The 25,112-nt window shown below is 67.9% G+C and carries 22 protein-coding genes; 9 read left to right on the top strand and 13 right to left on the bottom strand.

The genetic code is table 11. From position 1 onward, the window contains the following. Positions 1-12: 12 nt before the first annotated feature. The 7 genes from ACXAHD_RS09945 to ACXAHD_RS09975 form a co-directional block, all read right to left on the bottom strand. The gene (locus ACXAHD_RS09945) at positions 13-1,968 is read right to left on the bottom strand and encodes a YfjI family protein (RefSeq protein ID WP_475049917.1); all 1,956 of its coding nucleotides are present in this window, start codon (positions 1,966-1,968) and stop codon (positions 13-15) included. 34 nt (positions 1,969-2,002) lie between these two features. Next, entirely contained in the window at positions 2,003-2,299 is a 297-nt protein-coding gene (locus ACXAHD_RS09950; protein ID WP_475049919.1) for a hypothetical protein, read from the bottom strand. Then, the gene (locus ACXAHD_RS09955) at positions 2,296-2,550 is read right to left on the bottom strand and encodes a hypothetical protein (protein ID WP_475049921.1); all 255 of its coding nucleotides are present in this window, start codon (positions 2,548-2,550) and stop codon (positions 2,296-2,298) included. Before ACXAHD_RS09955 ends, ACXAHD_RS09950 begins: the two co-directional genes overlap by 4 nt. 142 nt (positions 2,551-2,692) lie before the next feature. Beyond that, positions 2,693-4,894, bottom strand: a complete 2,202-nt coding sequence (locus tag ACXAHD_RS09960; RefSeq protein ID WP_475049925.1) for a cell division protein FtsK — start codon at positions 4,892-4,894, stop codon at positions 2,693-2,695. 109 nt (positions 4,895-5,003) lie between these two features. Next, positions 5,004-5,246: a hypothetical protein gene (locus ACXAHD_RS09965; RefSeq protein ID WP_475049928.1), complete on the bottom strand. Its 243-nt coding sequence runs from the start codon at positions 5,244-5,246 to the stop codon at positions 5,004-5,006. Between the two features lie 93 nt (positions 5,247-5,339). Further along, entirely contained in the window at positions 5,340-6,254 is a 915-nt protein-coding gene (locus ACXAHD_RS09970) for an ABC transporter permease (RefSeq protein ID WP_475049930.1), read from the bottom strand. After that, positions 6,254-6,517 (bottom strand): DUF6284 family protein, encoded by a 264-nt coding sequence (locus ACXAHD_RS09975; RefSeq protein WP_475049932.1) that lies wholly within the window; start codon positions 6,515-6,517, stop codon positions 6,254-6,256. The genes ACXAHD_RS09970 and ACXAHD_RS09975 overlap by 1 nt, the downstream gene beginning before the upstream one ends. A gap of 231 nt (positions 6,518-6,748) precedes the next feature. Here ACXAHD_RS09975 and ACXAHD_RS09980 point away from each other — a divergent pair, with 231 nt between their 5' ends. Then, entirely contained in the window at positions 6,749-7,609 is an 861-nt protein-coding gene (locus tag ACXAHD_RS09980) for a GntR family transcriptional regulator (RefSeq protein WP_475049935.1), read from the top strand. Further along, complete coding sequence (locus ACXAHD_RS09985; protein ID WP_475049938.1) at positions 7,606-8,151, top strand: ATP-binding protein; 546 nt, start codon at positions 7,606-7,608, stop codon at positions 8,149-8,151. The genes ACXAHD_RS09980 and ACXAHD_RS09985 overlap by 4 nt, the downstream gene beginning before the upstream one ends. Before the next feature lie 640 nt (positions 8,152-8,791). Here ACXAHD_RS09985 and ACXAHD_RS09990 read toward each other — a convergent pair. Then, positions 8,792-9,031: a hypothetical protein gene (locus ACXAHD_RS09990; protein ID WP_475049941.1), complete on the bottom strand. Its 240-nt coding sequence runs from the start codon at positions 9,029-9,031 to the stop codon at positions 8,792-8,794. Here ACXAHD_RS09990 and ACXAHD_RS09995 point away from each other — a divergent pair. Further along, positions 9,025-10,212 carry a helix-turn-helix domain-containing protein gene (locus tag ACXAHD_RS09995; RefSeq protein ID WP_475049944.1) on the top strand — a complete coding sequence of 396 codons (1,188 nt, stop codon included), beginning with the start codon at positions 9,025-9,027 and terminating at the stop codon, positions 10,210-10,212. The two genes, ACXAHD_RS09990 and ACXAHD_RS09995, sit on opposite strands and share 7 nt — an antisense overlap. Positions 10,213-10,234: 22 nt before the next feature. Here the strand turns inward: ACXAHD_RS09995 and ACXAHD_RS10000 are convergent, their stop codons facing one another. Further along, positions 10,235-10,720 carry a hypothetical protein gene (locus ACXAHD_RS10000; RefSeq protein ID WP_475049947.1) on the bottom strand — a complete coding sequence of 162 codons (486 nt, stop codon included), beginning with the start codon at positions 10,718-10,720 and terminating at the stop codon, positions 10,235-10,237. Positions 10,721-11,323: 603 nt separating this feature from the next. Beyond that, positions 11,324-12,073: a hypothetical protein gene (locus ACXAHD_RS10005; RefSeq protein ID WP_475049950.1), complete on the bottom strand. Its 750-nt coding sequence runs from the start codon at positions 12,071-12,073 to the stop codon at positions 11,324-11,326. Positions 12,074-13,858: 1,785 nt separating this feature from the next. Between ACXAHD_RS10005 and ACXAHD_RS10010 the strand changes: the two genes are divergently transcribed. After that, positions 13,859-15,430, top strand: coding sequence for a nucleotidyl transferase AbiEii/AbiGii toxin family protein (locus ACXAHD_RS10010; protein WP_475049953.1), 1,572 nt, complete (start codon positions 13,859-13,861; stop codon positions 15,428-15,430). Between the two features lie 72 nt (positions 15,431-15,502). Here the strand turns inward: ACXAHD_RS10010 and ACXAHD_RS10015 are convergent, their stop codons facing one another. The 3 genes from ACXAHD_RS10015 to ACXAHD_RS10025 all read right to left on the bottom strand — a co-directional run bounded on the left by ACXAHD_RS10015 (position 15,503) and on the right by ACXAHD_RS10025 (position 18,765). Next, a complete protein-coding gene (locus tag ACXAHD_RS10015) occupies positions 15,503-16,855 on the bottom strand; it encodes a WD40 repeat domain-containing protein (protein WP_475049956.1) in 1,353 nt (450 codons plus the stop codon). Positions 16,856-17,008: 153 nt separating this feature from the next. Next, positions 17,009-17,686 (bottom strand): response regulator, encoded by a 678-nt coding sequence (locus ACXAHD_RS10020; protein WP_281554129.1) that lies wholly within the window; start codon positions 17,684-17,686, stop codon positions 17,009-17,011. Then, on the bottom strand, positions 17,683-18,765 hold the full coding sequence (locus tag ACXAHD_RS10025) for a sensor histidine kinase (RefSeq protein ID WP_281554130.1): 1,083 nt from the start codon (positions 18,763-18,765) through the stop codon (positions 17,683-17,685). Before ACXAHD_RS10025 ends, ACXAHD_RS10020 begins: the two co-directional genes overlap by 4 nt. Before the next feature lie 556 nt (positions 18,766-19,321). Here ACXAHD_RS10025 and ACXAHD_RS10030 point away from each other — a divergent pair. The 5 genes from ACXAHD_RS10030 (at position 19,322) to ACXAHD_RS10050 (ending at position 25,056) form a co-directional block, all read left to right on the top strand. Beyond that, positions 19,322-20,356 carry a lysylphosphatidylglycerol synthase domain-containing protein gene (locus ACXAHD_RS10030; protein WP_281554131.1) on the top strand — a complete coding sequence of 345 codons (1,035 nt, stop codon included), beginning with the start codon at positions 19,322-19,324 and terminating at the stop codon, positions 20,354-20,356. A 175-nt stretch (positions 20,357-20,531) separates the two neighbouring features. Further along, positions 20,532-21,860, top strand: a complete 1,329-nt coding sequence (locus ACXAHD_RS10035; RefSeq protein WP_281555528.1) for an aspartate aminotransferase family protein — start codon at positions 20,532-20,534, stop codon at positions 21,858-21,860. Then, a complete protein-coding gene (locus ACXAHD_RS10040; RefSeq protein WP_289212547.1) occupies positions 21,857-22,915 on the top strand; it encodes an NAD-dependent epimerase/dehydratase family protein in 1,059 nt (352 codons plus the stop codon). Before ACXAHD_RS10035 ends, ACXAHD_RS10040 begins: the two co-directional genes overlap by 4 nt. 48 nt (positions 22,916-22,963) lie before the next feature. After that, positions 22,964-23,953, top strand: coding sequence for a decaprenyl-phosphate phosphoribosyltransferase (locus ACXAHD_RS10045; protein WP_475049959.1), 990 nt, complete (start codon positions 22,964-22,966; stop codon positions 23,951-23,953). A gap of 56 nt (positions 23,954-24,009) precedes the next feature. After that, positions 24,010-25,056 (top strand): glycosyltransferase family 2 protein, encoded by a 1,047-nt coding sequence (locus tag ACXAHD_RS10050; protein ID WP_281554134.1) that lies wholly within the window; start codon positions 24,010-24,012, stop codon positions 25,054-25,056. Positions 25,057-25,112: the final 56 nt, after the last annotated feature.

Genomic DNA, 25,112 nt, shown 5'->3' on the forward strand with positions numbered 1-25,112 from the left:
CTGTCCGGGGCATCAGGCGGTCCGCCGGACGGCGTCGGGTAGGGCGTGGACGGTGGCGGCGGGTTGCCCGTGTACGTCGGGGTGGACCAGGTACGACGGCGACGGCGGTCGGCCACCGGCCCGCGTGCGGGGTTGCTCAAGCTGGCGGATGTAGCCGTGGGTTTCGAGCAGGGACAGGGCGGGGTCGAGGTCGGCGACGGTGGGCAGTTGGCTACTGCGGACCGCCCGGAACAGTTCCCGCTTCGTGAACGCGGTCGTGGTGGTGCGTTCGATCCAGTTCAGGGCGTGGCGGGCGTGGCGGCTGGTCCGGTCGGCTCCCATGTCGTCGAACGCGGCCAGGGCGTGAGCGGCGTAGTAGTCGCCGAGCAGGGCGGCCCGGTCGATGGTGTCGGCCTGGATGGGTTTTCCCCATCCGTCGCGTAGGTGTTCGGCGAGGTGGATCAGTCCGGCGATGCGGACGACCGCGCCGGTGTACTTGCTGCCCCAGTCGACGAGGTGTGACCACGCTCCGCCGGGAGCCAGGCGGGGTTCCACCGCGCGTTCGATGTCCATGACGCGGTTGTTGGCGTCGGGGGTGAGTGGCAACACGGCCGGGTCGGTCCACTCGGCGAGGGACATCACGAGCGTGGCGAGGTTGCCCGCGTACGTGGTTGCCACCGGCTCAGAGACCGGGTCGGCTCCGATCCTGCGCCGTCCGACGGTGTTCTCCGGCAGCGAGAACAGGATGCGCGCCAGCAGCCCTTTGCCGCGGAATCCCGGCATGTCTGCGATGTCCCGTAGGACGTCGGGTTGCACGGCCAGACCGAGTGTCAGCGCCGGATGCTCGACGTGTTCCGGCGCACGGGACCGGCGGTTGACGCGCAGCATGTCCCCGGCATGGCCCTTGAGGAAGACTTCCAGGTTGGGGGTTCCGGAGTAGCGGCCGGCGATGGTGGCGAAGATGCCACCTTCGGGGGACAGCACGGCCAGGCGTCCGCCCTGTTCGGCTAGGAGGGATGCGGCTTCCTCGCTGGTGACGTCGTCCGCAACGAGTTGCGGCAACGCCGGAACGGTGATGGTGTCGGCGTTCATCGCGGCGGCGGTCGCCTCAGCCAAGAGGGTGTCACGGCCGGACGCATCGGCGTTCGCGGCAGCGATCGCCGTTCGTTCGGCCGTCTTCCCCGCCACCCGTGCGGCCAACTCGGCTTCGACGATGGCTGGTCGGGTCCGTTCCACCAACGCCTTCTCAGCGGCCAACAGAGGCCCGGTGATCGCCGCGAACACCGCCGACTTCCGCGAACCGGGCGGCAACACGGCGACGGTGAACAGGTTGACCGGTTCCCGCCACGACCCGCGTACCTCCACCTCGGCCCGTCCACCGGCAGCCGTCGACAGAGCGGCGAGGGCGATGCAGCCGGGCAGGTCGACCGGGGTCTGTGTGAACTCGGCAACCCCGTAGACCATCTCGGCGACCCATGCGGGCAGCATCTCGGCGGGGAACGCGGGCAGGTGGCGGCGGTCGCCGAGCGGAATCAACGGTGCCCAACCACCCTGGTCGGCCTGGTCGAGCAGCGCACGGCCGGTCGCCACCACGTCGGCGACGTCCGCCCCGGACGCGGCGAGGCTGGTCAGCCGCTCGCCCAGGTCGACGACCCGGCGGCGGGCGGCATGATCGGCCACGATGCGCGCGTAGTGCCCGGCATTGCCGACGGCGGGAACGCCCTGCATGAGCGTGTGCAGGTACGGGGCACCACCGACCTTGCCCAACTCGCCAGACTCGGCGAGATGCGCCGTGAGGGTGATCGGGTCAGTGGCCTGCCCGGTGGCGTGCACGGCGGTCAACGCCTGCCAGATGATCCCGTGGGCCGGTCGGTGGAAGTCCTCGGCGGTGAGCAGGGCGATCAGGTCGGCCATGACCGGCGGGGCGACCAGCGCCGCGCCGATCACGGCCCGCTCGGCAGCGTGGTCGTGGGTGGACTGTCGACTCATACGGCGTTCCTCCTTCTCTGGTGTCCGTGGGTGGTCAGGCGGCGGGACGTGGGTACCGGGCGCGACCAGCGCGGGTGATCAGGTCGTCCAGGTCGGCGAGCAGTACCGCCAGTTGTCGGCGGGCGGCGGGGTCGGCGTCGGCCAGGGCGACCCGTACGCGGATTTCGGCCTGGTCGTGTCCGTCGCCGGTGCGGATGCGGGTGAGGACGGCGCGTGCCTGGCCGGGCAGGTCGACGACCATGGACGGGGAGCGGTGTCCGTCGTGTCCGCAGCGGTGGTCACGGGCGCACCAGTCGGTGTGTTCCCCGTGCGGGTGCCGGCGGCGGTTCATCGGTGGGTGCCGTTGCGGTGTTCGCGGCGGATCTCGTTCCACACGTGTCGGCCGATGCGGATACGGCGTCCGGTGCCGTCGCAGCGGTAGCAGAGGCGGAACGCCTTGCCGTACGGGGCGCGGCGTTTCCCGGTGCCGTGGCAGCGTCGGCAGGGGCCGAACGGCCAGATCGCGCAGGTGACCAGGTAACCGAACGTGACTAGGGTCAGGAGGGGGCAGAGCAGGCTAGCGAGGGTGGCGTACGGGTCCACGGGGTGCCTCCACAGGCGGTTTTCGGGCGTGCGGGGGTAGGGGCGCTAGGCGGCTAGCGTCCTGGCAGGGGTTTGTTTCGAGGGCTAGCGGTGCCGCTAGGTCTAGCGGGTGTCGCCGATAGACCTAGCGGCCCGCGAGCGGCTATCCCGCCTTGCGGCGTTGGTCACGCTTGGTTACGGCGGTGGTGATGTCGTCGCGGAGGATGCCCTTACGGTTGGCGCGTTCCCCGGTGACCGGGTCGGTGCCCCACACCTGCCGGCCGACCGTGACCCCGTGCGGCTTGAGCGCCGGGGCGAGGTTCCCGGTCTCCCACCCGCCGTAGACCTCGGGGCGCAGCTCGGCGAGTCGGGCGACGACGGTCTCTGACCACACCTTCGCCTCACCCTTGGGGACGACAGTGAGGATGTCGTCCAACAGGGTGTCCCCGGCACGGGCGACGGCTTCGGGTGCCTGGCCGATGGCGTGGCCGGTCAGGGTTCCGGCCCGCTCCCGCAACTCCCGCGCACGGGTGACCACCTTTTCGACGTCGGCCATTTCGGCGAGGTTGGTCCGCACGGTCACGGCCTCGTCGACCGATCCGGAGTCGTCCGCGCCGAGCAGGATGCCGACGCCCTTGTGCCCGCGTTGGAACCGCGACGAGTCATACCCGGCCGTGTACGACCCGGCACCAAGGACGGCTTCCGACGACTGCCACGTCATCGTCTTGAGCGCGAAGCGGGTACCGATGTTGTCGCGCAGGTCGGTCGGGACCGCTTTGCCGTCGGGCTTCTGCGTGGCGAGCAGGATCATGATCCCGACCGACGGGCCGACCTTGCACAGCTCGGTCAGCAGCGACACGATCTCGTCGCCGTGCACGGGGTGGGCGGAGTAGCGCTGAAACTCGTCCACCGCGACCAGGACCGGCCACAGCTTCAGTGACCGTTTCTCGGCGATCTGTCGGGTGACCTTGGATTCGGGGCACAGGTCGGCGGGCAGGGTGGCGATGGTGTCGTAGCGGCGGTTCATGTCGGCGACCAGGCCGCGTAGGTCGTCGACCAGCGCTTGAACCGTCTCGTCGCGGACGCCGTAGCCGGTGCGGTGGGCGATCCGTTCGAACGGTCGCCAGTCCTGACCGCCCTTGCCGTCGTAGATGTGCAGCTCAACGATCGGATCCAACGCCGCCGCGAGCACCGGGAGGCGTGCGGCGAACGTCTTGCCCATGCGCGGGATCGCTCCGACCAGCAGGGAGGTGAACATGAGCAGCAGCGGGACCGGGCGTCCGCGCTGGTCCTGCCCGAACGGGAACGGCGCGAAGATGTCCACGCCGCCCTTGCCGATGAGCGGCCACGCGCCGGACCCCTTCGCGTACGGGTCCTCATCGGCGACCCACAACGCCAGCCGGCGGGCCGATCCGGTGGTGCCGCGTACCCGCTCCGGCCACACCTGCACCTCATCCAGGTCGAGGCCGGCGGCCAACTGGTCACGCTTTTTGATCGCCTTGTCGGCGTTCGTCCAGTACGGCAGGTCGATCACGGCCCGCCAGCCGGGTCCGTCGCGCATGATCGGGGCGGGGAAGGTGATCAGGTCGTCCGGCTTGCACAACCCGGCCGCGAGGAACGCGCGGGTGACCACGTCGGCGGACAGCTTCCGCACACGCGGACTGACAGCGGCCACGTCCAGCAGCGGCTTGTCCTTCGGCGTCCCCGCGACACCGAACAGGGCGACGACACCGGCGAGGATCGCCCACCGCTGCCACGACCCGGCCAGGGCCATCAATGTGAGCACAGTGGGGATGCCGAGCAGCAGGATCGCGGTCAGGACCAGGCCGCGCCACCGGACCCGTATGTCACGCTGCCGCGACAGCTTCAAATACAGTTCGGCGTTTTCCTGCCGCACCACTGCCAGCCGCACGGGGATGCCCTCGGCGTCGGTGACCCACCGCACGGTGTGACCGAGCAGCCGGGCCACGCCGAACGGGGCACGCCACGCCAGCCGTGCGGCGTACTTCGGTGACCGGGACAGGTGATACAGGCTGACGTGCGTGTAGTGGCCTGCCGTCCAGCGGACGGCGTTGGCAAGTTCGGTCCGGGAGCGTAGCCAGGCGGGGATGATCGGTCGACGCTCCGCACCGACCACAGCGGCCAGGCGGGACCGGCCACCGGTCGGGTTGGTCGGTGGGTTGACCGGGACCGGGGCGTCGTCGTCGCGGTCGTCGCTCTCGTCGTCGATGTCGACCGCGAACGACCCGGCCGGGTTGGTCTTGCGGCGGCGGGCGGTCAGGTCGACCACATCGGCACCGTTGCCGTCGGTGGTGAGGTCGGTTTCCGCTGCCTGCCAGTCGTAACCGTCGTCAGGGGTGGGCATGAGGGGTTGCCTCCAACAAAAGGGAACCAGGGGGAACGCGCAAGGTTGAGGGGCCAGTGGCGGGCAGGCGGGTACGCCGTCCGGCCACGCCACCGGCACACAGGCAGGGTCAGACCGGACCGGGGCCGACGCCGGTCGCGTCGCCGGGGCAGATCGGTAGATGGGTGACCAGCGCGGCCAGGGCAGGAGCCATCCCGTCGACCTGCCGGTAGAGAGTGCAGCCCTGACAGCGAACGAACAGCCGGCCGCGCCCGTCACGCTCCACCCACGCTTCCGCGCCGGCCGGGGTGTGCTGGATACGCGACACGATTTCCGTGGACGGCAATTCGTCCGGCGAAGCGGTGGATGCCACGATGAGAGTCCTTCCCGAAGCGATTTGCTGAGGGTTGAGGGGCCGGCGGCGCGGCGCGGTTTCCTAGGCCATGGGCCGCGCCGCCGGGCAAAGTCACGGCTCCCGCTGCTGGCGGTCGGTGTGCAGCAGGTGCGCCAGAGCAGCACCCATACCGAGCACGGCCACCGGCAGACAGGCGACAACGGTCGTGATCCACCACGGGGCGGCAGTGATACCGGCGGACTCCATCAGGTGATAGGCCACCTGACCGGCCGCACCCAACACCAGCGACCCGATCGCCGACCAGGCCGCGAACCTGCGCGCCCTCGGCGGAACCCCGTCCGGTGCGAGCCACGCCCGCAGCGCGTACGCGGCATAGGCTTCGACGCCGATCGGCAGCGTGATCGCCGTGTTCACCGCGAGGGAATCCCAGATGCCCGGTAGCGGGTGGACCACACCGAACCCGGTCAGCTCACCCAAGCCCACCCAGCCGGACCAGATCGCCACGAACGCGGGAGCGGCCAGCAACAGCAGCACCCACGACCGCACCGGCGACCGACCCGCCCGACGGTCAGCGGGAGTGATCTTCGTGTCCGGGTGTCCGTCCACCGCCACCGGCGACAACGGTCGCGCGGTGTCCTCGGCGACCGGCGACGGCTGGTCCGCCCCGGACCCGGCGGGCGGCTCGTCAGACGGGGCGGTCGGTACCGGGTCTGCCGACACATCTGCTGACTCCGGCGACGGGTCGACCGGGGCCGGTGCGTCGGCCTCGGCAGGCTGGTCGGTGGTGGTGTCGCGGACCAGGTGCAACCCCCGGTGCCCACCCGTGGACTCGGCCTGACCCGCGTCCTGGTCCTGCTGTTCCTGGTTGAGGGCTTCCCGTAGGGCGGTCGCCTTCGGTGAACCCACCCGCAGTTCCCTCATCAGCAGGTTCCGCGACGGCACCTGACCGAGGCGGGCGGCGATCGCACGGGCGGCGGGCAACAGCTCCTGCACCGGGCGGGGGTACATGCTCGCGGGCGTCGTCATCAGGCCACCGCCTTGCGTACTCGCAGCGCGGTCACGGCCTGGACGTCGCCCAGGGCGGCGGCTTCCCGCATCACCCGCTGCTCAGCCCGCCGCACCCGACGGCGGTCAAGCAGCGACGGCCCGCCATCGGCGTACAGGGCGGTGATCTCCGCATCCAGCAACGCCAACTCGGCCTCAATCAACGGCCACTCACGTTCGATCGCCACCAGATCGGCGGCGGTGGGACCGACCTCGGTCGGGTCCGGGACAGGGGTTGCCTGCATGTCGCGTTCCTCCACAAGACACAGCGGTGACCTCTGCAGACCTGTTCGGCCTGGCTGGTCGGCGTGACCAGCGACATGAAGCTAACAACTGATATGGAGACAGGTCAACTGTTAGGGCAGGATGAAGATCAAAATTGGCCTCTGAGCTGCGACGATGGGCATACCATCTGTTAGGCAACTGGTAGGCTTCCCTGGACAGACGCGGACAGACGCCCGACGCGAGAGGACCCCATGACATCCCCTCAGCCCCGACTCAGCCGACCAGACTCCCTGCACCAACAGGTGGCCCGGAACCTGCGCAACGAGATCGAAGCGGGCGTACTGCGCGACGGCGACACCCTGCCGTCCACCCGCGAACTCGCCGAACGCTGGGACGTCAGCGTGTTCACGATCTCCGAAGCGATGAAGATCCTCGGCGACGAAGGGCTCATCGTCAGCAAGTCCCGATCGAAGCGGATCGTGAACGCCCCCAACCAGACACGCGGCGGTGACATCCGCCTGCGGACCCCACGGGTCGTGATGATCGGCGGCTACGCCGGCAGCGGGAAGACCGAACTCGGGCGCGTCCTCGCCAGGGAAACCGGCTGGCCCATGCTCGACAAGGACACCATCACCCGCCCCGTCGTCGAAGCCGCGTTGGAACTCCTCGGCCTGTCACCCCACGACCGCGAGTCGGACGACTACTTCACCAAGGTTCGGCCACGCGAGTACGAATCCCTCATCGCGGTAGCCCATGAGAACGTCGCCTGCGGCAACAGCGCCATCGTTACCGCCCCGTTCATCCGCGAGTTCACCGACGCGGCGTGGGTCGACCGCATCCAGGCCAGCCACACCGCGATGAACGCCCAGACCCTGTTCGTGTGGGTGTACTGCGACGCCGACACCATGCACACCTACGTCCGCCACCGGGGCGCGGCCCGCGACGCGGCCAAACTCGCCAACTGGCCCGCCTACCTCGACACCGTCAACTTCGACATGCGCCCGGCCGCACCCCACACCGTGATCGACAACTGCGCGTCCAGCGTCCCGCTGCAGAAGCAGGCCAAAGAGCTGCTGTCCGCGATCCTGGCCGCGCCGGCGGCCAGCGCATGAACCGGGGTGTCATCCTCTACGGCCCACCAGCGGCCGGGAAGGACACCGTCACCGGCCGGCTTGCCGCCATCGACCCCGCCTACCGCCTGTTCGCCAGGCTCAAAACCGGTAGGGGACGGACCAGCGGCTACCGCATGACCACCCCCGACCACCTTGACGCCTTGGACGCGGCCGGCGGCATCATCTGGCGCAACCAGCGGTACGGGGCCACCTACGTCATTGACCGCCACGGCCTGGACCAGGCGCTCACCACGGGCGTCCCCGTCCTGCACATGGGCCAACCCGACGGCATCCACGCCGTCACCGACGCCACCCCGTCGGCCCGGTGGCTGGTCGTCTACCTGTGGTGCCCCCGCGACATCGCCGCGCAGCGCATCCACGCACGGGCCACCGGCGACACCACCGACCGCCTCACGGCGTGGGACCAGACACCACCCGTCGACGCGGACCTGACCATCGACACCGCCACCACCGACCCGCAGGAGGCAGCCCACACCATCCACCACGCCACCGGCGCACTCACGGACACCAGAACGGGCTAATCCTCGTCCGGCTCATCCAGATGCGGCCGGAACTTCCTGATCCACGCTTCCACGTCCGCGATACGCCACACAGAACCCATAGCCAGACGGTCATACGGCTCCGGGAAATCCGGACGTCGGATGAGCTGCTGTACCCGCTGACGGGACACCCGGAGCCGCTCTTGCAGCTCCTGCGGCCCGTACAGGTGGCGACCCATGCCCGCACACTATTCAAACGCCAACTAGTCACACCGCTACTTGGCAAACCGCTACTAGCGTGTTGACAAGGGGCTAGTCACACCGACACCCTTGAACTCGTGACGACACCACCGAACCAATCACCCGTCCACCACCGCCAACCCCCCAAAACCCACACACCACTACGCCCACTCTGGCTCTGCCGCACCTGCGCCCACCCCTGGCCATGTGGACAAGCCCGAATCGACCTCATCAACCAATTCCGCGACAACCCCACAGCACTCCCCACCTTCATGGGCGTCATGCTCCACCTCGCCACCCGAGACATCACCAAACTCGACCCCAACGCCATCACCGACCCCGAAGACCTCAACCAACGCTTCGTACGCTGGACCCACCCGTAAGGCGAGCGGTACTCGAACGTTCCGAGCCAGACCCGTCAACCGGACCAACATTCGACGGTTCACAGAAGCGCGTCACGGCTCCCCAGCAAGGGCGACAACAACCGCTCAATCTCTACGGAGGAATCGTGCTCGGGAAATGGTTCCAGCGTCCAGACCTGGCAATCGACGTGGTGCATCCAGCGCAGGAACGGGACCACCGAGCCAGTGAAATCCCAACGGCGAATCCGCGACCGGCGAACCGGAACGAGCAGGCCGAACAGCGAAGCGGCAACACGGATCGCCAACCACTGCCGTGACAACGACCAAGCAAGGGCAGGCGGCGACGCCGATACCGGTCGGCCGTCGGGTAGCCCAATGGCGCATGCGACGCAGGATGACACAGCAAGTCTTCGCTGACCGCATCGGCAAATCAAAAAGCTGGGTCGACAAAGTCGAACGCGGCATACGGAAACTCGACAAGGTCTCCGTCATCCAACACATCGCCGAAGTACTCCACATCGATCCCGTGGAACTACTCGACGAACATGAACCCTCGCCAGCCAGCGGCAGTGCAATCGGTGGGCTGGAAAAGCTGAAAGCGACGCTAGCCTGTCACGCGACATTCAACGGTCCGACAGAAGCTCTGCACCCACCGAAACCAGGTCAGTTGCAGCGGCAGATAGAGCACGCCTGGCTGACGTACGGGCACGGCGATTACCCACAACTGCTCCGCATCCTTCCTGACCTCCTGAGCACCAGTCAGCAGTTGCACACGCTACACCCGGAGACCATGGCTGACTCGCTGGTACAGGCATACAGGATCACTTCCTCGGTACTGGTGAAGCTCGACGAAGCACACCTTGCATGGATCGCCGCAGACCGAGCAATAATCACAGCCGGAAACGACCGCATGCTTGCCGCAACCGCAGCACTGAGCCTCACCCAAGCACTACGCGCCCTGGGCCAGAACAGGCTTGCGCTCGCAACCGCCCTAGCCGCCGCACATCACATCACCCAGCCACCCGAATATGTCGTATCCGCCGAGCGGACGTCCGTGCACGGTGCCCTGCTGCTACAAGCGGCGTTAGCCGCCGCCGGCAACAGCGACGCGGTCGCTGTACGGGAACTACTACAGCAAGCGGTCAGCCTTGCCCGTCAGGTCAGGAACAACGACATAGAGCGGGGAAATAGGTTTGGTCCTGCCGCCGTCGAGCTCACTCAAGTCATTACGCAAGCAATCCTTGGTAATATGCGCCAGGCGCTTGCTCAACACGAGGAAGCGATACAAGGAGGCCAGTGGTTGCATCTTCCCGCAGAACACAGAGCCGCATACCTTATGGACATCACGCGGCTGTACCTTCAGGTCGGCAACCTGATAGCTGCTGGATGCACCTTGAAAGAGGTCCGCCGGACCGCGCCTCCCGAAATTCAGTACCCGCCATCTGCGCGGGTGCTGGCCGCCGAAGTCTTCCGACGTGAACTGGACAACTCCGAGAGCTAATTTGAGTTGCCTTACTGGTGGATTAGTAGCGTTTCTCAACGTTCTTGATTGTTATTCTCATCTGTACTTCGAGGTCCTTTATAGCACTTCTTGCCTCGGTGAGGGAGATGGAATCTGTGGGTAAGTAAGGAATGTTTCCCTGGCTGTATTCGACCCTATTATTGTAGTCCTCGAGCACATTTGCCTCTGCCATTTGTAGTCGCTTCCATGCTCGTCTGATGTAATATGGAGCCAAGAGATTGACGCGCGCGTCTAGGGTTATCTGGTGTGCGAGTTCTGGCGGTCGGTCTGGTGTGTACTCCTGCAGATCGTCTGCGATGGCCTCGATTGTTTTTGATATCTGTTCCACGTGATATGCCAAGTCGATCAAAAGCTGAATTTTCAGCTGTCTTTGTTCAGCCTTGCGGTTTGTCCTATTTGTCGCATAAGCCGCAATGGCGGGAGAGAAGAAGGTGGTTAGTAGACCGACGATGGCGATGATTGCGGTGACCTTTTCGGACGATGACACGGTCTGTGACGATGCATGACGCGTCACGTTTTGTCTAGGGGTGATTTGATGGAATATCCGTGCTGCAATGGTTTGGGTGCTTTATTCCGTTAAGTCGATTCAGCTGTGCTTCAGCGCGCCGTCCATTGGACTCGTCGGTACACGCGCCGCCTTTGGCGTCGCGTCGGCGGACGTTGGGCTCAGTTCAAGAGCGGTTTCGGGTCAGGTCACGTGACCAGGGCTCGTTGCTTCACGCCGAATCGGCCGGTTCCCAGGCTGAGACAGGAGCCATGCAGTCTCCGTTTCAGTCTCGTTAACCGCTGTTCGGGGCGGTCCGGGAGGGTCCTCGGGATGGTCGTGTGCCTGGTCGTGGGCGGTGGCGGACCGAGGCGTACAGCGGGCAGCGGATCTTGTAAGCGAGATGTCGCCGGGCTCCAGGTCGTAGCGCCCGCGCTGAGACCGGGATGGAGACCAAGATGCGGATCCAGCAGTCAGGCACCTTCTAGCCGCGTACCCGGCCGCTGCGTTGCCCGCAGCGGCCGGATTACGCCGAAGACCTAGCCGGCATGTCTGCCGCCCGCCGACCCGTGCCGGTTATCCGGTAACAGCACCGAGGACTGTCAATCATTCCACTTCGGGCGCGTTCTGGGTGACATCAGGGAGCACGAGAGAGGCAAGGCCGCCTGAGGCTCGTAGGATGAAGCGGGCAGTGTGGCACAACGTCGACCGTCCTGGCTGTTGCTTAGTCCAGAACCTTACGTTTATTGCCTCTCCAACAAGCTCCACCATTAAGTCGGCTAGATCAAGCTCGTATGCGGTGGAAATATGCACATGTTTTGGATCAGGAAAGTTGTTCTTGAACTTCTCATTGTACTGCGGTCTAAAGAAGCGAATCAGGCCAGCCTCCGCCATCGCCAAAGCTTCTCTCTTGTAGAATTGCGGCGAATTCACGCGGCGGTAGACCTCCAGCATATGGGCCATGTCATCATCGCCCGAAACTTGCGCATCCCCTGTATCCATGTCTTGAATCAGTGCCACGTCGCTGATCTCACAATGAGTGAGCCAGATCTCAAAGTCGGGCCTATTCTCGGCATATATGGCTTGCAGCGTTGAATGACTCTTGAGGCGATCGTACGCACTTCTCTCGCCATCTTTGCCGAACGCCTGGCCGATATACAGCACTTCCTGTTCCAATAGCTTTTCCTCTTCCACCTGCATTGCGTGAGGAAGAATGCCGACAGCGCCCTCAAGAACAACTTTTCCCTCGTGCATCAAACGGAAGTCTTCGTACGGCCACTCAGCCTCCCAAGAAAGTTCACCCCGAAATGACTTGCTTGCCATCTCCATCGGATAGCTCACAAAGGTGTCACTCACCTGAGCCCGAATTTCGAATCGAATCCCGCCACTCGTCGCCCGAACTGAGGTCGGATGGACACTGAGGCGGGGTCGACGAGAAACTACGTACAAGTGGCAATCCTCGACTACCGCGCTATCAATGTCCCGCATATCCTTTTGGCGCCCATGCAACTTTGGGGAGACAACTATTGATATGCGTGATTCAGTTTCGTATCTGCGCATGGCCATGCCTAAAGAGTGACACGCTAGAAGCTTGGCCGCCTTCCCCTGATCGGCTTGGGTTGGCATTCACCGGCAGTGCGGCTGCAGCAGCGGGGCGGGCAACCCGGCGATCGGATGCCAAGGTTTGCGCCCCCCGGGACGGGCCTGGTCTCAGTCTTGGTCTCATTCGTCGAGGTTCAGTAGCGGTCGGGCGGGACCGACCGGAAGCTATATCAGCAGGTCACGTACAGGGGTGACATCAGCCGGACGTGGGCGCGCAGACTGGCATGACGTATCCCGCCGGGTCAACGGTTGGGTTCCCGCCTCCGACGGGGAGGAGTCCGGCTCCTCAGTCGCACGTCTGTGCCGAAGTGGTGCCGAAGTTCGGCGCTCCGGCGGTTCGCCATGCACGGACGCCCAGGTCACGGGGCTGGTGCCGACGGGGCACCTACCGCCCTCCGGCGGCGGAGCGAACGGCGTCTGCGGTGGGGTGGTCGGGCGCGTCCGGTGCTCCAGCCGAGTGTCTAACTGAGCGTCAATCGTGATGGTCTACCCCGGACGTTGGCGGATAGCGGCGGACGTCGCGGCCCAGGTCAGGGGTGGTTTAGGGAGTGGTCACGGGACCATGATCGTTACTTGACACGGAAGAGGTCACTGGTTCAAACCCAGTATCGCCCACCAGCTGTACAAGCACGTCACAAGGCCCGTTACCGGTCATCCGGTAACGGGCCTGCTGCTGTGGTGACCCTTACCTGGGGCCGGTCCACAGGGGAAGCGGGACCGCTCTCCGGGAGTGACAGCTTCCGTTGACCGGTTGTTGTCCTCGGGTGGTGGGCGGCGCGGTCGACTCCTGCGGGAGATCGACATGGTCCCGCGCCGCCCACAGCAGGCTACTGGTCTTGAGCACGGCTGACCTCGGGTCCCGGACTGGACGCGGCCTGAGTCAGGGCTCGGGGCCTGGATGACTCACTTGGCGGGCGCGGTGCCGAGGTGGGGAGTGTCCAGCCACCGGTTCTGCAGGGCCGCCAGCAGTGGTCGGTGCATGGGTTCGGTGACGTGGGCGTAGACGCCCCGATGCCGGGTAGCTGGTGGCCGAGGCGTTGGCTTTTCAGGGCTTCGGCGATGCCGTCCTCGTCCATCCAGGTGCGGTGGAGTGCCGCAGGTCGTGGAAGCGGAAGCCGGTGATGATCGGTTCTCGGCGGTGGGGGTGGCCATCACAGGCGGGTCGCCAGACGCGTTCGATGCGACGGCTCGGTTGAGGCGATCGAGCCGGCTGACGCGGGCTTGTGCTGCTTCGGCTGTGTCGTAGGTGCCGTCAGTGACCAACCGGCCCGCGTGTCGGTACCGGACCCGGTGGCGGTTCCCGTGCGCTTCCTTCCAAGCCATGACCCCTCCAAAATTCCTGGTGAATCGATGGGGGTGCCCCTGGCTACAGCTTCCGGGATGTCTGTTCGCCGCTGAGGGATGCGGCCACCCTGGGCCTCGGGTCGGGCGCGGCTGTCTGCAGCCGCTGGCGACGGCGCGACTCGACGGCTTGACGCCGCCGGTGCTGGTCTCGGAATCGCGTGGGGCCGTCTGGTGGGCGTGCCATAGACTGCGCCGGTGCTGGATGTGGCGGGGGACTTCGAGATCCACATTACGGTTCACGCCCCTCAGGCCGAGAAGTTGTCCGCGTTCGCTGCGCAGCACGGCCTGAAGTTCGTCCACATCGTACTCGATCGTGGCAGGTTCACGTCTCAACCGATGATCACCCTGACCGGGCAAGGGACCCTGGTCGAACAGCGTGCGTCGGTGCAGCGTTGGCAGCGCGATCTGCGTGAGGCGGGCATGTACCCGTGCCGTTCGAAGATCGAGGCGGCGCCGTGGTGCGTCGGCGTACCGCAGTCGGATGAACAGGCGGTGGCCGAGCCGCCGGGCCGGTACTTTGAGCATCACGTCAAACTGCTGCTGACCAGGACGACGGTGGCGGATCTGCTGGCAGTCACCGACCTGGTCGTGCCGTACGGGGCGCGGCTGTCACGTAACGCCCGTCGGGAAACGGCGGACGGTGCCCAGGAACGGTTCGTCAACCAGCGGTGCCATGGTATCGGGCTCGTCACGGCCAAGCAGCGGTTGGATGAGCTGCTCCAGGCGTTGAACGCTGCCGGACACGAGGCGGTCAGGGTGGAGCAGGAGTACGTGGTGTTCGACAGCGACATCCACCACGACCAGGGCTGGCTGGACCTGCCGAAGCGGACTGCGAGCGGTTGGGTCCAGGCGCGTGAGGCCGAGATGCGATCTGCTCCGGCGGGTTCCCCGGGTTTCCCACCGACGTACCTGCCCGTACCGGCCAGTTCGACCGTCCGCCAGGGAGCGGTGTTCGACCCAGCACTCAAGCAGTACCCGAATGCCTACCGCACCGCTGAACCAGACTTCGCGGTGGAAAGTGTCGGTCAGCGGTGGGCTGCTGCCCGGCGTGCTGCGATGAACCACGTCTTGGCGGCTATCGCGACAACGTCAGCGGGTGGCTGTCTTGTTCTGCGGGGTAGCGTCACCATGGCCGCCTGGTTCGGTGATGATGCCCGTGAGCCTCGCGATCTCGACTTCGTCGTCACCCCGCACACCGTCACCAGCGACAGTGCCGATGCCCGCGTCCTGCTCGACGACATCCGCAGCGCTCTGCGAGCGGACCCGGGTCCGGGGCTGCGACCAGAGCGGATCGCCGAGTCGGGGATCTGGACCTACGAACGCGCCGACGGCCGCCGCCTCGTCGTTCCGTTCGTCGCGCCGGGGTTACCAGATGGCGAGGTGCAGATCGACGTCGTCTTCGGTGAGCAACTGCCCTGCCCGCCGGAAGCGGTGGCGCTTCCCGGGGTGGGCAAGCCGATCCTGGCGGCGTCCGCCTCCCTGTCGCTGGCGTGGAAGCTGCTCTGGTTGGCTACCGACATGTGGCCCCAGGGCAAGGACCTGTACGACGCGGTCCTGCTCGCCGAACACACCACCGTCGACCAGGACCTGGTCCGTCAGCTCATGAGGCCGGAGCTTGGCGTCGAAGCGGACACCTTCACGGCCGAGACGGTGCTGTCCTGGCAAGTCGACTGGACCAACTTCACCGATGAGTACCCCGCGATCACCGGCACCGCCGAGCAATGGACCAGGCGACTGGCTCTGGCACTCGAACAAGCCTGGACCTGATCCAGCAGCATGAAGCCTCGGAGGACGTACCACCGATCTCATGCTCCCCGCCGGCCGAGGTGTTTGCGCTGTTCAGGTGCGGTGATCCGGGCGTGCAGCTGTTGGATCCGACGCTCGGGCGACCATGGCTCGGTCAGCGGATCGCCCTGCCGGAGACCGCGTTCCAGATCTGTGGTGCAGCCCGTCGGAGCCACCGCCGACCAGCAACGGCCGCGAGTCGACCTCGGTCACGACCATCGGCCCGCTGGCGTCGCAGCCGTGGTAGAGGCTGGGGGACTGCACTCCCGTCGTGAGGTCGAACTGGCGCACGCCACCGTCGACGGCACCGGTGACCACGGTCGGCCTGCCCGCGGCGGCGGCGAGGACAACATGGCTGGCGTTCGACCCGAACCGGCCGACCAGTTCCGGTGCGCCGGCGGACGGGACGGTCCACACCAGCACTGGCGAGGAGTACGAGTTGTTGTAGTCCTTTGACACGACCGTGGTGCGTCCGTCGAGCTCCGTCACGAGCATCGACGCCACGTGGAGCCCGTCGACCACCGCAACCGGCGCCGGTTCGCCAGTGTCCGGGGCGAAAGCCCGCACGCTCCCTGAGTCGGTCTGGGCGAACACGGTCAGCCGACCCGCCACCGGCCCCAACCACACCTCCCAGAAGGGGTCGTCGGTCGGCGGCTCCAGGGGCGGTCCGACCGGCTCCCCGGTACGGGCGGACCACACCCGTACACGTCCTTCCTTCAACGTCGCCACCAGGAGCTGGTCGTCGACCGTCGTCGCCGCTATCCGGAACGGCTGGTCATCGCCGAACACCGGCCCGACCGGCGAGCCGGTCTCCGGCTCGTACACGCACAACCCGGACCCGGCAGCCTCCACCGTGACGATGCGCCCGGCGAACGTGACCAGGGCATGGATGGAGGTCTGCGCGGGCGGCCCGTCGACCAACCGGGCACGGACCGTGGCGTCCTTCGCGTCGCCGTACACGTGCATGCGTTCACCGGTGTCCGGATCCCATACGGTGAGCATCATCGCGGCATCCGGGCCCCACGGGCTGTCGTTACCGGCCACGAACACGGCCGCCCGCCCCTGGTGGTCGCCGATCGCCAGGGCCGTCACCTTCCCGTCGGTGCGCAACACCTCACCGACCGGGGCGCCGGACACCCCGTCGCGGACCCAGACCGTACCCAGGCGGTCGCCGGACACCACGACGTCCCTGCCGTGCAGACGACCGGCGGCCAGGGCGCTCACCTCCCACCGATGCCGGCCCGAGCGGTCCCGGCCGGCCCGACCGGTCACCGGGTCGAGCAGCTGCCGGCCCTCGACCAGGTCAAGTCGACCGTCCCGGCCGGTCAGCAACTCGACCCAGCCGTGCGCGAAGGTGCGATGCGGCCCCGTTCGCGGACTGTCCATCCACTGGGATTCCTCGACCACCGACATCACCTCCTGTTCTCGGGTCCGGTGATCAACCTACGGCTGCCGAATGCTCGGCACCATCGCGGACCCTAGGCCGAATGTTCTTGCCAGGCCCGGCGGTGGCCAGCGGCGACGCCGAGCGCCGAAGTGCGGCGATGCGGGCGAGCCCGGTCAGCTGACCGGTGCCTGCGGCACCGGCTTGATCAGCCGCGCGGCGGTGGCCTTGCGGACCGCGTCGACTCGCGACACCGCGCGCAGCTTCGCGTAGATGTTCGTCAGATGCCGTTTGACGGTGGCCTCTGTGATGCACAGCCGACCGGCGATCTGGGCGTTGCTCAGCGCCTCGGCGGTCAACCGCAGCACCTCCAACTCGCGTTCGGTCAACGGCGTCGTGGTGCGCGGTCGCTGCCGGTCGAGCCGTTCCACGGTCGCGCGGGACACCGCCAGCAGGACGTTCTGCATGGGCCGGCGCACCACCGACCGGACGGCGGCGACGAGTTCGTCCCGCAGGATCGTCTTGAGCAGGTACGCGACCGCGCCGGCCGCCAGCAGTTCGGACACGAGGTCCGGGTCGTCGTGCATGGTCACCACGACGACCCGGGTCTGTGGGGCGGCCCGGCCGACCTGGCGGACGACGGCGGCGGCGCCGAGGCCGGGCATCTCCACGTCCAGCAGCAGGACGTCGGGTCGTAACCGGACGCACACGGCCACCGCCTCCGGCCCGGTCGACGCCTCGCCGACGACCGTGAATCCGGCATCGGTGCAGAGCATCTCGCGGATGCCGTCGCGCATCAGCGTGTGGTCGTCGGCGAGACAGACCCGGATCTGCGGCCGGTCCGGGGCGGTCAAAGCCCGCTCTCCATCAGCGGGACCCGTACCTCGATGCGGGTGCCCTTGCCTGGCTCGCTGACGATGGCGAGTCGGCCCCGTAGCAGCAGTGCCCGCTCCCGCATCGACGGTAGTCCGCCGCCGGCCCGGTCCGGTCCACCCGGGTCGAAGCCCTGTCCGTCGTCGGAGACCACGGCGCGCACCTCGGTGGCAGCTATGTCGACGGTGACGTCCAGCCGGCGCGGTGCGGCGTGGCGTAGCGCGTTGCGGACCGCCTCGCGCAGGATCAGGTAGAGCTCCTCGGCGGTGTCCGGCGGCAGGGCCTTGACATCGCCGGCGATGCGCAGCGAGGCCCGTACCGATGGTGGTGTCGTCACCTTCAGGTAGTCGCGCAGCGCGCTCGCCAGGCCCTCCTCGCCGACGCAACGGCGCAGCTCAGCGGAGAGCTGCTGTACGGTGCGCACCGCCTCGCCGAGGTACTCGACCGCGCTGTCGAGATGGGCCCGCGCACGCGCCTGGTCGTGTTCGGCGTAGTGCCGGTTAAGGTCCAGTCGGTGCAGCGTCAGGCTCATGCCGTGCAGCACCCGGTCGTGCAACTCGCGAGCTATCCGTCGCCGTTCCTCCTGCCGGGACTCCTGCAGCTTTGTCATCAGGAACGTCACGTAGGACAGGGATCCGACGGCGACCCGCGCCATGATCGCCTTATGGAACAGTTTGCTGATCCGGGTCGCGCTGATGTTGTCGGAGGGCGCGAACTCCCGATTGATGATCGGCAGGCCGACCTCGAACAACGTGATGGCGGCGCGTAGCGACTCCACCGGATGGATGCCGTGCTCGGCCCGCTGCGCGCCGATTTCAACACTGGACAGTCGAGCCTCACCGGTCAGCGCTACCCGGGGTGCGTCCGGCAGTTCGAGCTGAGCCGCCACGTCGTCGAGGACCGACGCGACCTGGCCGGCGAGCTGGTCGACGACCTCGGGCCGGCTGATCAACTGGCTGCCCTGCCGCCGCAGGGCCCTGGTGAACGCACTGAGGATCTCGTCGAGGATCCCCGTGGTGTCCGGGCTTCGGGCCGCGTCCGCGTCACGCCCAGTTGTCAAGAGGCCTCCCCGTCGACTCCTGTCACGGAGACTTATGATAGCGCTCCCGACTGGAACATCCACCCCTTGCGGGGTCTGAGTGTCGGGATTGGATTATCCCTGCCAGGGCCGCTTGTATGTAGCCTGTGGTCACGATTTATGCAGGCCATAAGTGTTGCTTTAGTAATTTACCGATATAAATCAACTGTAATCCTAACCGGTCGGACTTGGTCGGCCTGTTTGTCGTGCTTCCGGGGTGGATGGCGAAACCTCGTCCGACGGCCTGCGTTCCGCCCGCCCGCCCGCGCGTCGTCCGACCGGCGGTGCACGTGCGTCCCGGCTGCATCCGTACGCGTCGTTGGTCGAGGCGTCGCGCGTCCTTCGTCGTAGCCGGTGTCGCCACCTTCATGGAGTTTGTCGGCGAGTGGGGCTCTGCCACCTTGGCCGGCCCAGGGGCCGGCCCCTACCGTCGACCCATTGACGATTGTCGTGGTGGTGAGCCTGGTCGGGCCACGATCTGCCCTGCGCGGGCGGCCCGCCGACGAACCGTCCGACACGAGGAGAGGAGCAGGCCGTCATGGCCACAGACGCGCCGACACCCGCCGGCCGAGAGCCGGCAACCGGCACTGCCCGGCGTGGTCGCCGACTCGTCGGGCGGCTGGTCGTCGGGGCGTTCGTGGTCGCCGTCTGCGTCGCCGTCGCGCTCGCACTACGTGACCAGGACTGGTCGACGCTCGGCCAGCTGACTCGCCCGCGGACGGTACCGGCGCTGGCCGCGGCGCTCGCGGTCACCTCGGGCGGCCTGCTCTGCGCCGCCCGCGCCTGGCTGCTGACGATCTCGGCGACCGGCGCGCCGGTGCCGGTCACCGCCGGTGTCCGGATGTTCTTCGTCGGCTTCCTCGGCAAGTTCCTGCCCGGCCGGGTCTGGGGACTGCTCGCCCTGCTCAAGCTCGGCGAGCGGGCCGGGGTGAGCCATTCCAGAATGGCCGGAATCTACCTGGTGAACGTGGTGGTGGTGCTGCTCAGCGGTGGGGCCGTCGGCCTGCTGGTCGCGCCGGCCCTGCTCGGCGCCCACGCACTCTGGCTCTTCCCGGCCCTCGGCGCGCTGCTCGGGCTGCTGCTCGTCCGGCCGGCGCTGGTCGACCGGGTGGTGGCCGTGGCGGCCAGGCTGGCCCGTCGCCCGCAGCCGGCCCGGCTGGCCCGGCCGGAGCACCTGCGGCGGTCGATCGGCTGGCAGACGGCCTCGTGGGTGCTGTTCGGGGTGCACGTCTGGCTGGTCGCCACCCTGCTGGGCGCCGCACCGGTCGAGGCGCTGCCAGTGGCCCTGGGCGCCTTCGCGATCGCCAGCGTGGCCGGCACCCTGGCCCTGTTCGTCCCGGACGGCGTCGGGGTGCGCGACGTCCTGCTGATCGCCGCCCTCACCGTCGTGCTGCCGCTGCCGGCGGCGGTCACGACCGCCATCGCCAGCCGGGTGCTCTGCACGCTCGCCGAGGTCCTCACCGCCGGGGCCGCCCTGCTCGTGACCGCGCTGCGCGACCGGCGTGCCGCGCGGGCGGCCGCCACGTCGACGGACACCTCGGCGGAACGGTCCCCGGCCCCGGCTTCGTTCTGACCCGCTACCGCACGCCACCGCCCACCATCGGCGGGCACCTGCTCGCCGCGATCAGAGAAAGAAAGGACCCAGCGAGATGCCACCACTGTTGTCCATCGACGACGCCGAACAGCTCAGCGTCGAGCAGGTGCACGACCTCTACCGCCGGCACGTGAACAAGGGCCAGGTCAGCCTGATGACCTCGTTCGGGTTCGGCCGGGAACTCGCCGACCGGGCCGAAGGCGCCTACATCCACACCCGCGACGGCCGGCGGATTCTCGACTTCACCGGCGGCGTCGGCGTGCTCAACCACGGCCACAACCATCCGCGCATCGTGGCTGCCCGACGCCGGTTCGCCGAGCGGCAGCGGATGGAGGTGCACAAGACCTACTTCTCGCCGTACCTCGCCGCGCTGTCACACAACCTGGCCGCCGTCCTGCCCGGCGACCTCGACATGTCGTTCCTGCCGAACTCCGGCGCGGAGGCCGTCGAGGGCGCGGTGAAGCTGGCGTACAAGTACCACGGCGGGCGGCGCAACACGATCCTGCGCAGCGACATCAGCTTCCACGGCAAGCTGCTCGGCTCCGGCAGCCTCACCGGCAGCACCCAGAACCACTTTGCCTTCCCCGGCATCCCCGGGGTGGTGTCGTTCGACTACGACGACCTGGCCGCCGTACGGGCGGCGGTGGAGGCCAGCCGCGACCGTAAGGGCCGCAGCGACGTGTACGCCATCCTCATCGAGCCGTTCAGCGCCTCGACGATGCGGTGGTGCTCGGAGGAGTTCCTGCGTGGCCTGCGTGAGCTGTGCACCCGCGAGGACATCGTGTTGATCTTCGACGAGATCTACACCGGATGGGGCAAGACCGGGACCATGTTCCACTTCATGCGCTACCCCGGGCTCATCCCCGACGTGGTGACCACCTCGAAGTCCTTCGGCGGGGGAAAGTCGTCGATCTCGGCGTACGTGGCCCGGCGGCGGATCTTCACCAAGGCGTACGGCAGCCTCAACGACGCGCTGTTGCAGAGCACCAGCACCACCTACTACGGCTTCGGCGAGGAGACCGCGACCGCGATCGAGGCGATCAACGTGGTGGTCGACGAGGACTTCCCGGCCCGGGCACGGGCCATCGAGCGGGTGCTCGCGCCAGGACTCGCCAGGATCGCCAAGGAACATCCCGACGTGGTGACCGAGGTACGGGGTGCCGGTGCGCTCTGGGGCGTCTTCCTGAACAGCGCCCGCTCGCTGGACCTGGCGGCCAGGGTCGCACCGGGCGGGCTCGCCAAGGATCCGCAGTTCGGCACCAAGCTCGTCACCTGCGCGGTGATCAACGCCCTCTACCGCGACCACGACATCTACAGCTACTACACACTCAACGGCAGAAACCCGCTGGTGGTGGGGCCACCACTGGTCGTCGAAACCGCCGAGGTCGAGCACTTCCTCGACTGCCTGGACCGGACTCTCTCACTCGGCATGACCCGGCTGCTGGCCCGCTTCGTGGCCGAGAAGGTGTCGTCGCTGTGGTGAGCGGGGCCGCGGCCGGGACGGTGACCGTGACCGGCGGCAGCGGCATGCTCGGTGGCAACCTGGTGCGGTCCCTGGCCGGCGACGGATGGCAGGTACGCAGCGTCGACCTGCGGCCACCGGCCGAACCGGTGCCCGGCGTCGACTACCTGACCGCCGACGTGCGGGACGCAGCCCGGGTCCGCGCGGCGCTGCGCGGTACGGACGTGGTGGTGCACACCGCCGCAGCGCTGCCCAGCTACCCGGAACCCGAGATCCGGTCGATCATCGTGGACGGCACCCGCAACGTGCTCGACGCCGCCCGGGCGGTCGGCGCCGACCGGGTCGTGCACATCTCGACCACCGCCGTGTACGGGCTGCCCAGGCAGGTACCGACCACCGAGGACCACCCGCGCTGCCCGGTCGACCCGTACAGCCGGGCGAAGGCCGCCGCCGAGGAGGTCGGTGAGCGCTCGCGGGCCAGCGGGATGTGCGTGCCGATGCTGCGACCGAAGACCTTCCTCGGTCCTGGCCGGATGGGCCTGTTCGCGATGCTGTTCGAATGGGCCGAGGAGGGCCGGAGCTTTCCGGTGCTCGGCCGGGGCGACGTGCGGATCCAGATGTTCGCCGTGGAGGACCTGGTCGACGCGGTCCGGGTCGTCCTGCACGCTCCCGCCGACCACGCCAACGACACGTTCAACCTGGGCGCGGCCGAGTTCGGCACGCTGCGGGACGACTTCCAGGCGGTGCTCGACGCGGCCGGGCACGGCGGGCGGGTGGTGTCGATCCCGGCGCGCCCCGCCGTCGCCGTTCTGCGACTGCTCGAACGGCTGCGGCTGTCGCCGGTGTACGGGCGGCTCGTCCACAAGCTGTGCAACGACTCGTACGTCAGCATCGACAAGGCCGGCGAGGTCCTCGGCTGGCGGCCGCAGTACTCCAACCGCGACGCGATCCTGCGTACGTACCACTGGTGGCGAACCAACCGCGCCGCCGCACCCGCTGGCGGCCCGTCGGCCGGTCGGACCAGCCGGGATCCGTGGAAACAGGGCGTCCTGAGCCTGGCCAAGGCCGTCTTCTGAACCGTCCGGTAGCTCACCCCACGCCTCCCACACCCACCGGAGCTCGTCGTGACCATCGCCATCGACCAGCCCATCGGCACCGGTCCCACCGCCGGGCCCAACCCGACCCCACCGCCGGCCGGCGCCCGCCGGCCCGGCCTGCTGACCGACCTGATCAGTCTGATCCGTCCGCACCAGTGGGCGAAGAATTTGCTGGTAGTTCCGCTCGCCCTGATCGACGCACCGGCGTTGGGGCCGGGACCGCTGGCCCGGACCGGCTGGGCGGTCGTACTGTTCACCCTCGCCTCGTCCCTGGTGTACGTCGGCAACGACGTCTACGACCGGCACCGGGACCGGGCCCATCCCACCAAACGCCACCGGCCGATCGCCGCCGGTCGGATCAGTGTCCCGGTGGCGTACGCCGTCGGTCTTGCCCTGGCGCTGCTGCTGGCCGCCGCGGTGCTGCTCGGGCCGACCATCGCCTGGTGGCCGATCGCCGGCTACCTGGTACTCAACCTGGCCTACAGCTGCGGCCTGAAGCACCTGCCACTGGTCGACGTGTGCGTGGTCGCGGTCGGCTTCGTGCTGCGGGTCGTCCAGGGTCAGCTGGCCGTCGGCGCACCGGTCGGCCGGTGGTTGCTGGTCGCGGTCTTCGCCCTGTGCCTGCTGTTCATCCTCGGCAAGCGGCGGCACGAGGTGACCGTCTCCGGCAGTGACCACCGGCCGTCGCTGCGCGGGTACTCGGTCCAGTACCTCGATCACCTCATCGTCTTCTGCGCGGTGCTGACCGTGGTCGCCTTCCTGTTCTCCCTGCAGGAGACGGTGGCCGACCCGTACACCGGTCTGGCCCTGCTCGGCTCGGTGCCGTTCGCGTTCTTCGCTGTCGCCCGGTACCTGCAGGTCCTGGTGGTCGACGGGGACGGCGGGGAACCGACCCGGATTCTGCTGCGCGACCGGGTCATGGTCGTCAACGCCCTGCTGTGGGGCGTGCTGCTGGCCGGCACGCTGCTCGCCGCGCACTACGCCGTGCCGCTCGATCTCACCGCCCGGCTGCGCTGACCGACGGCCGGGCCCACCCTCAGCCGACTACCGCCCCAACCCGACAAGGAGCAGCAATGGCCGACCCGCTCGTGTCCGTCATCATCCCGAACTACAACTACGGCAACTCCATTGGCCGGTGCGTCGACGCGGCGCTGGACCAGACGTACCGTCCGATCGAGGTCATCGTTGTCGACGACCACAGCACCGACGACTCACTGGCGATCGCCCGGCAGCGGGCCGTCACGGTGTTGCGGACCGCCCGCAACAGCGGCGTCGCGGTGGCCCGCAACATGGGGGCCGCCGCGGCCCGTGGCGAGATCCTGTTCTTCGTCGATTCGGACGTGGCGCTGCGGCCGGACGCTATCGAGACGGCGGTCGCCGAACTGCGCGCGCATCCCGAGTACGGTGCGGTCTGCGGCATCTACGAAGATGAGCCGCTGATCCGCGACAGCGTGGTGGAGCAGTGCCGGGTGCTGCAGGCGTACTGCTGGCGGATGGCATCGCTCGGCGAGGTCAGTTTCCTGTTCTCGTCGCTGACCGCGATCCCCCGGCGGGTGTTCGACGAAGTCGGCCCGTTCAATCCCCGGCTGCGCCAGACCGAGGAGGTCGACTACGGGCAGCGGATGTCCACCCGCTACCAGATCCGGGTCACCGACGCGGTCCGGGGCTGGCACGACGACGACGACAAGCTGCTGCCGCTGATGCGCAAGCTGTTCCGCCGGGCGCGGCTGCGGGTGCCGCTGTTCGCCCGGCGTCGGCGCTTCGCCAAGGGCTTCGAGAGCGCCTCACGTTCGCTCGCCGCGCTCGCCGCGCTCGGTGTGCTGGCCAGTCTGCCACTGGTCGTGCTGAGCCCGTGGGCGTTACTGGCCACCGGGGCGCTGCTCGCGGGGATGCTCGCCGGTGACGCCGCGATGTACCGCTACGTGCTGCGCCGGCGCGGCGCGGGCTTCCTGACGGTTTTCACCGCCGTCGCGTTCGCGACCAACGTGGCCATCTCCACCGGCATCGCGGTCGGCGTCCTGCAGTGGCTGGTGTCGGGCCGGTTCCGCCGGTTGTACGACGCACAGTGGCCGTCCACCGCCGTGCCGGCCGCCTCGACGGCGACCGGGACACCGGCATGAGCCACCTGCTTGCCGGACGCGGAGGGGGGGAGGAGGACAGCCAACCCCCCCACCCA

It is taken from the genome of Micromonospora sp. ABR4_055 (assembly GCF_056160425.1).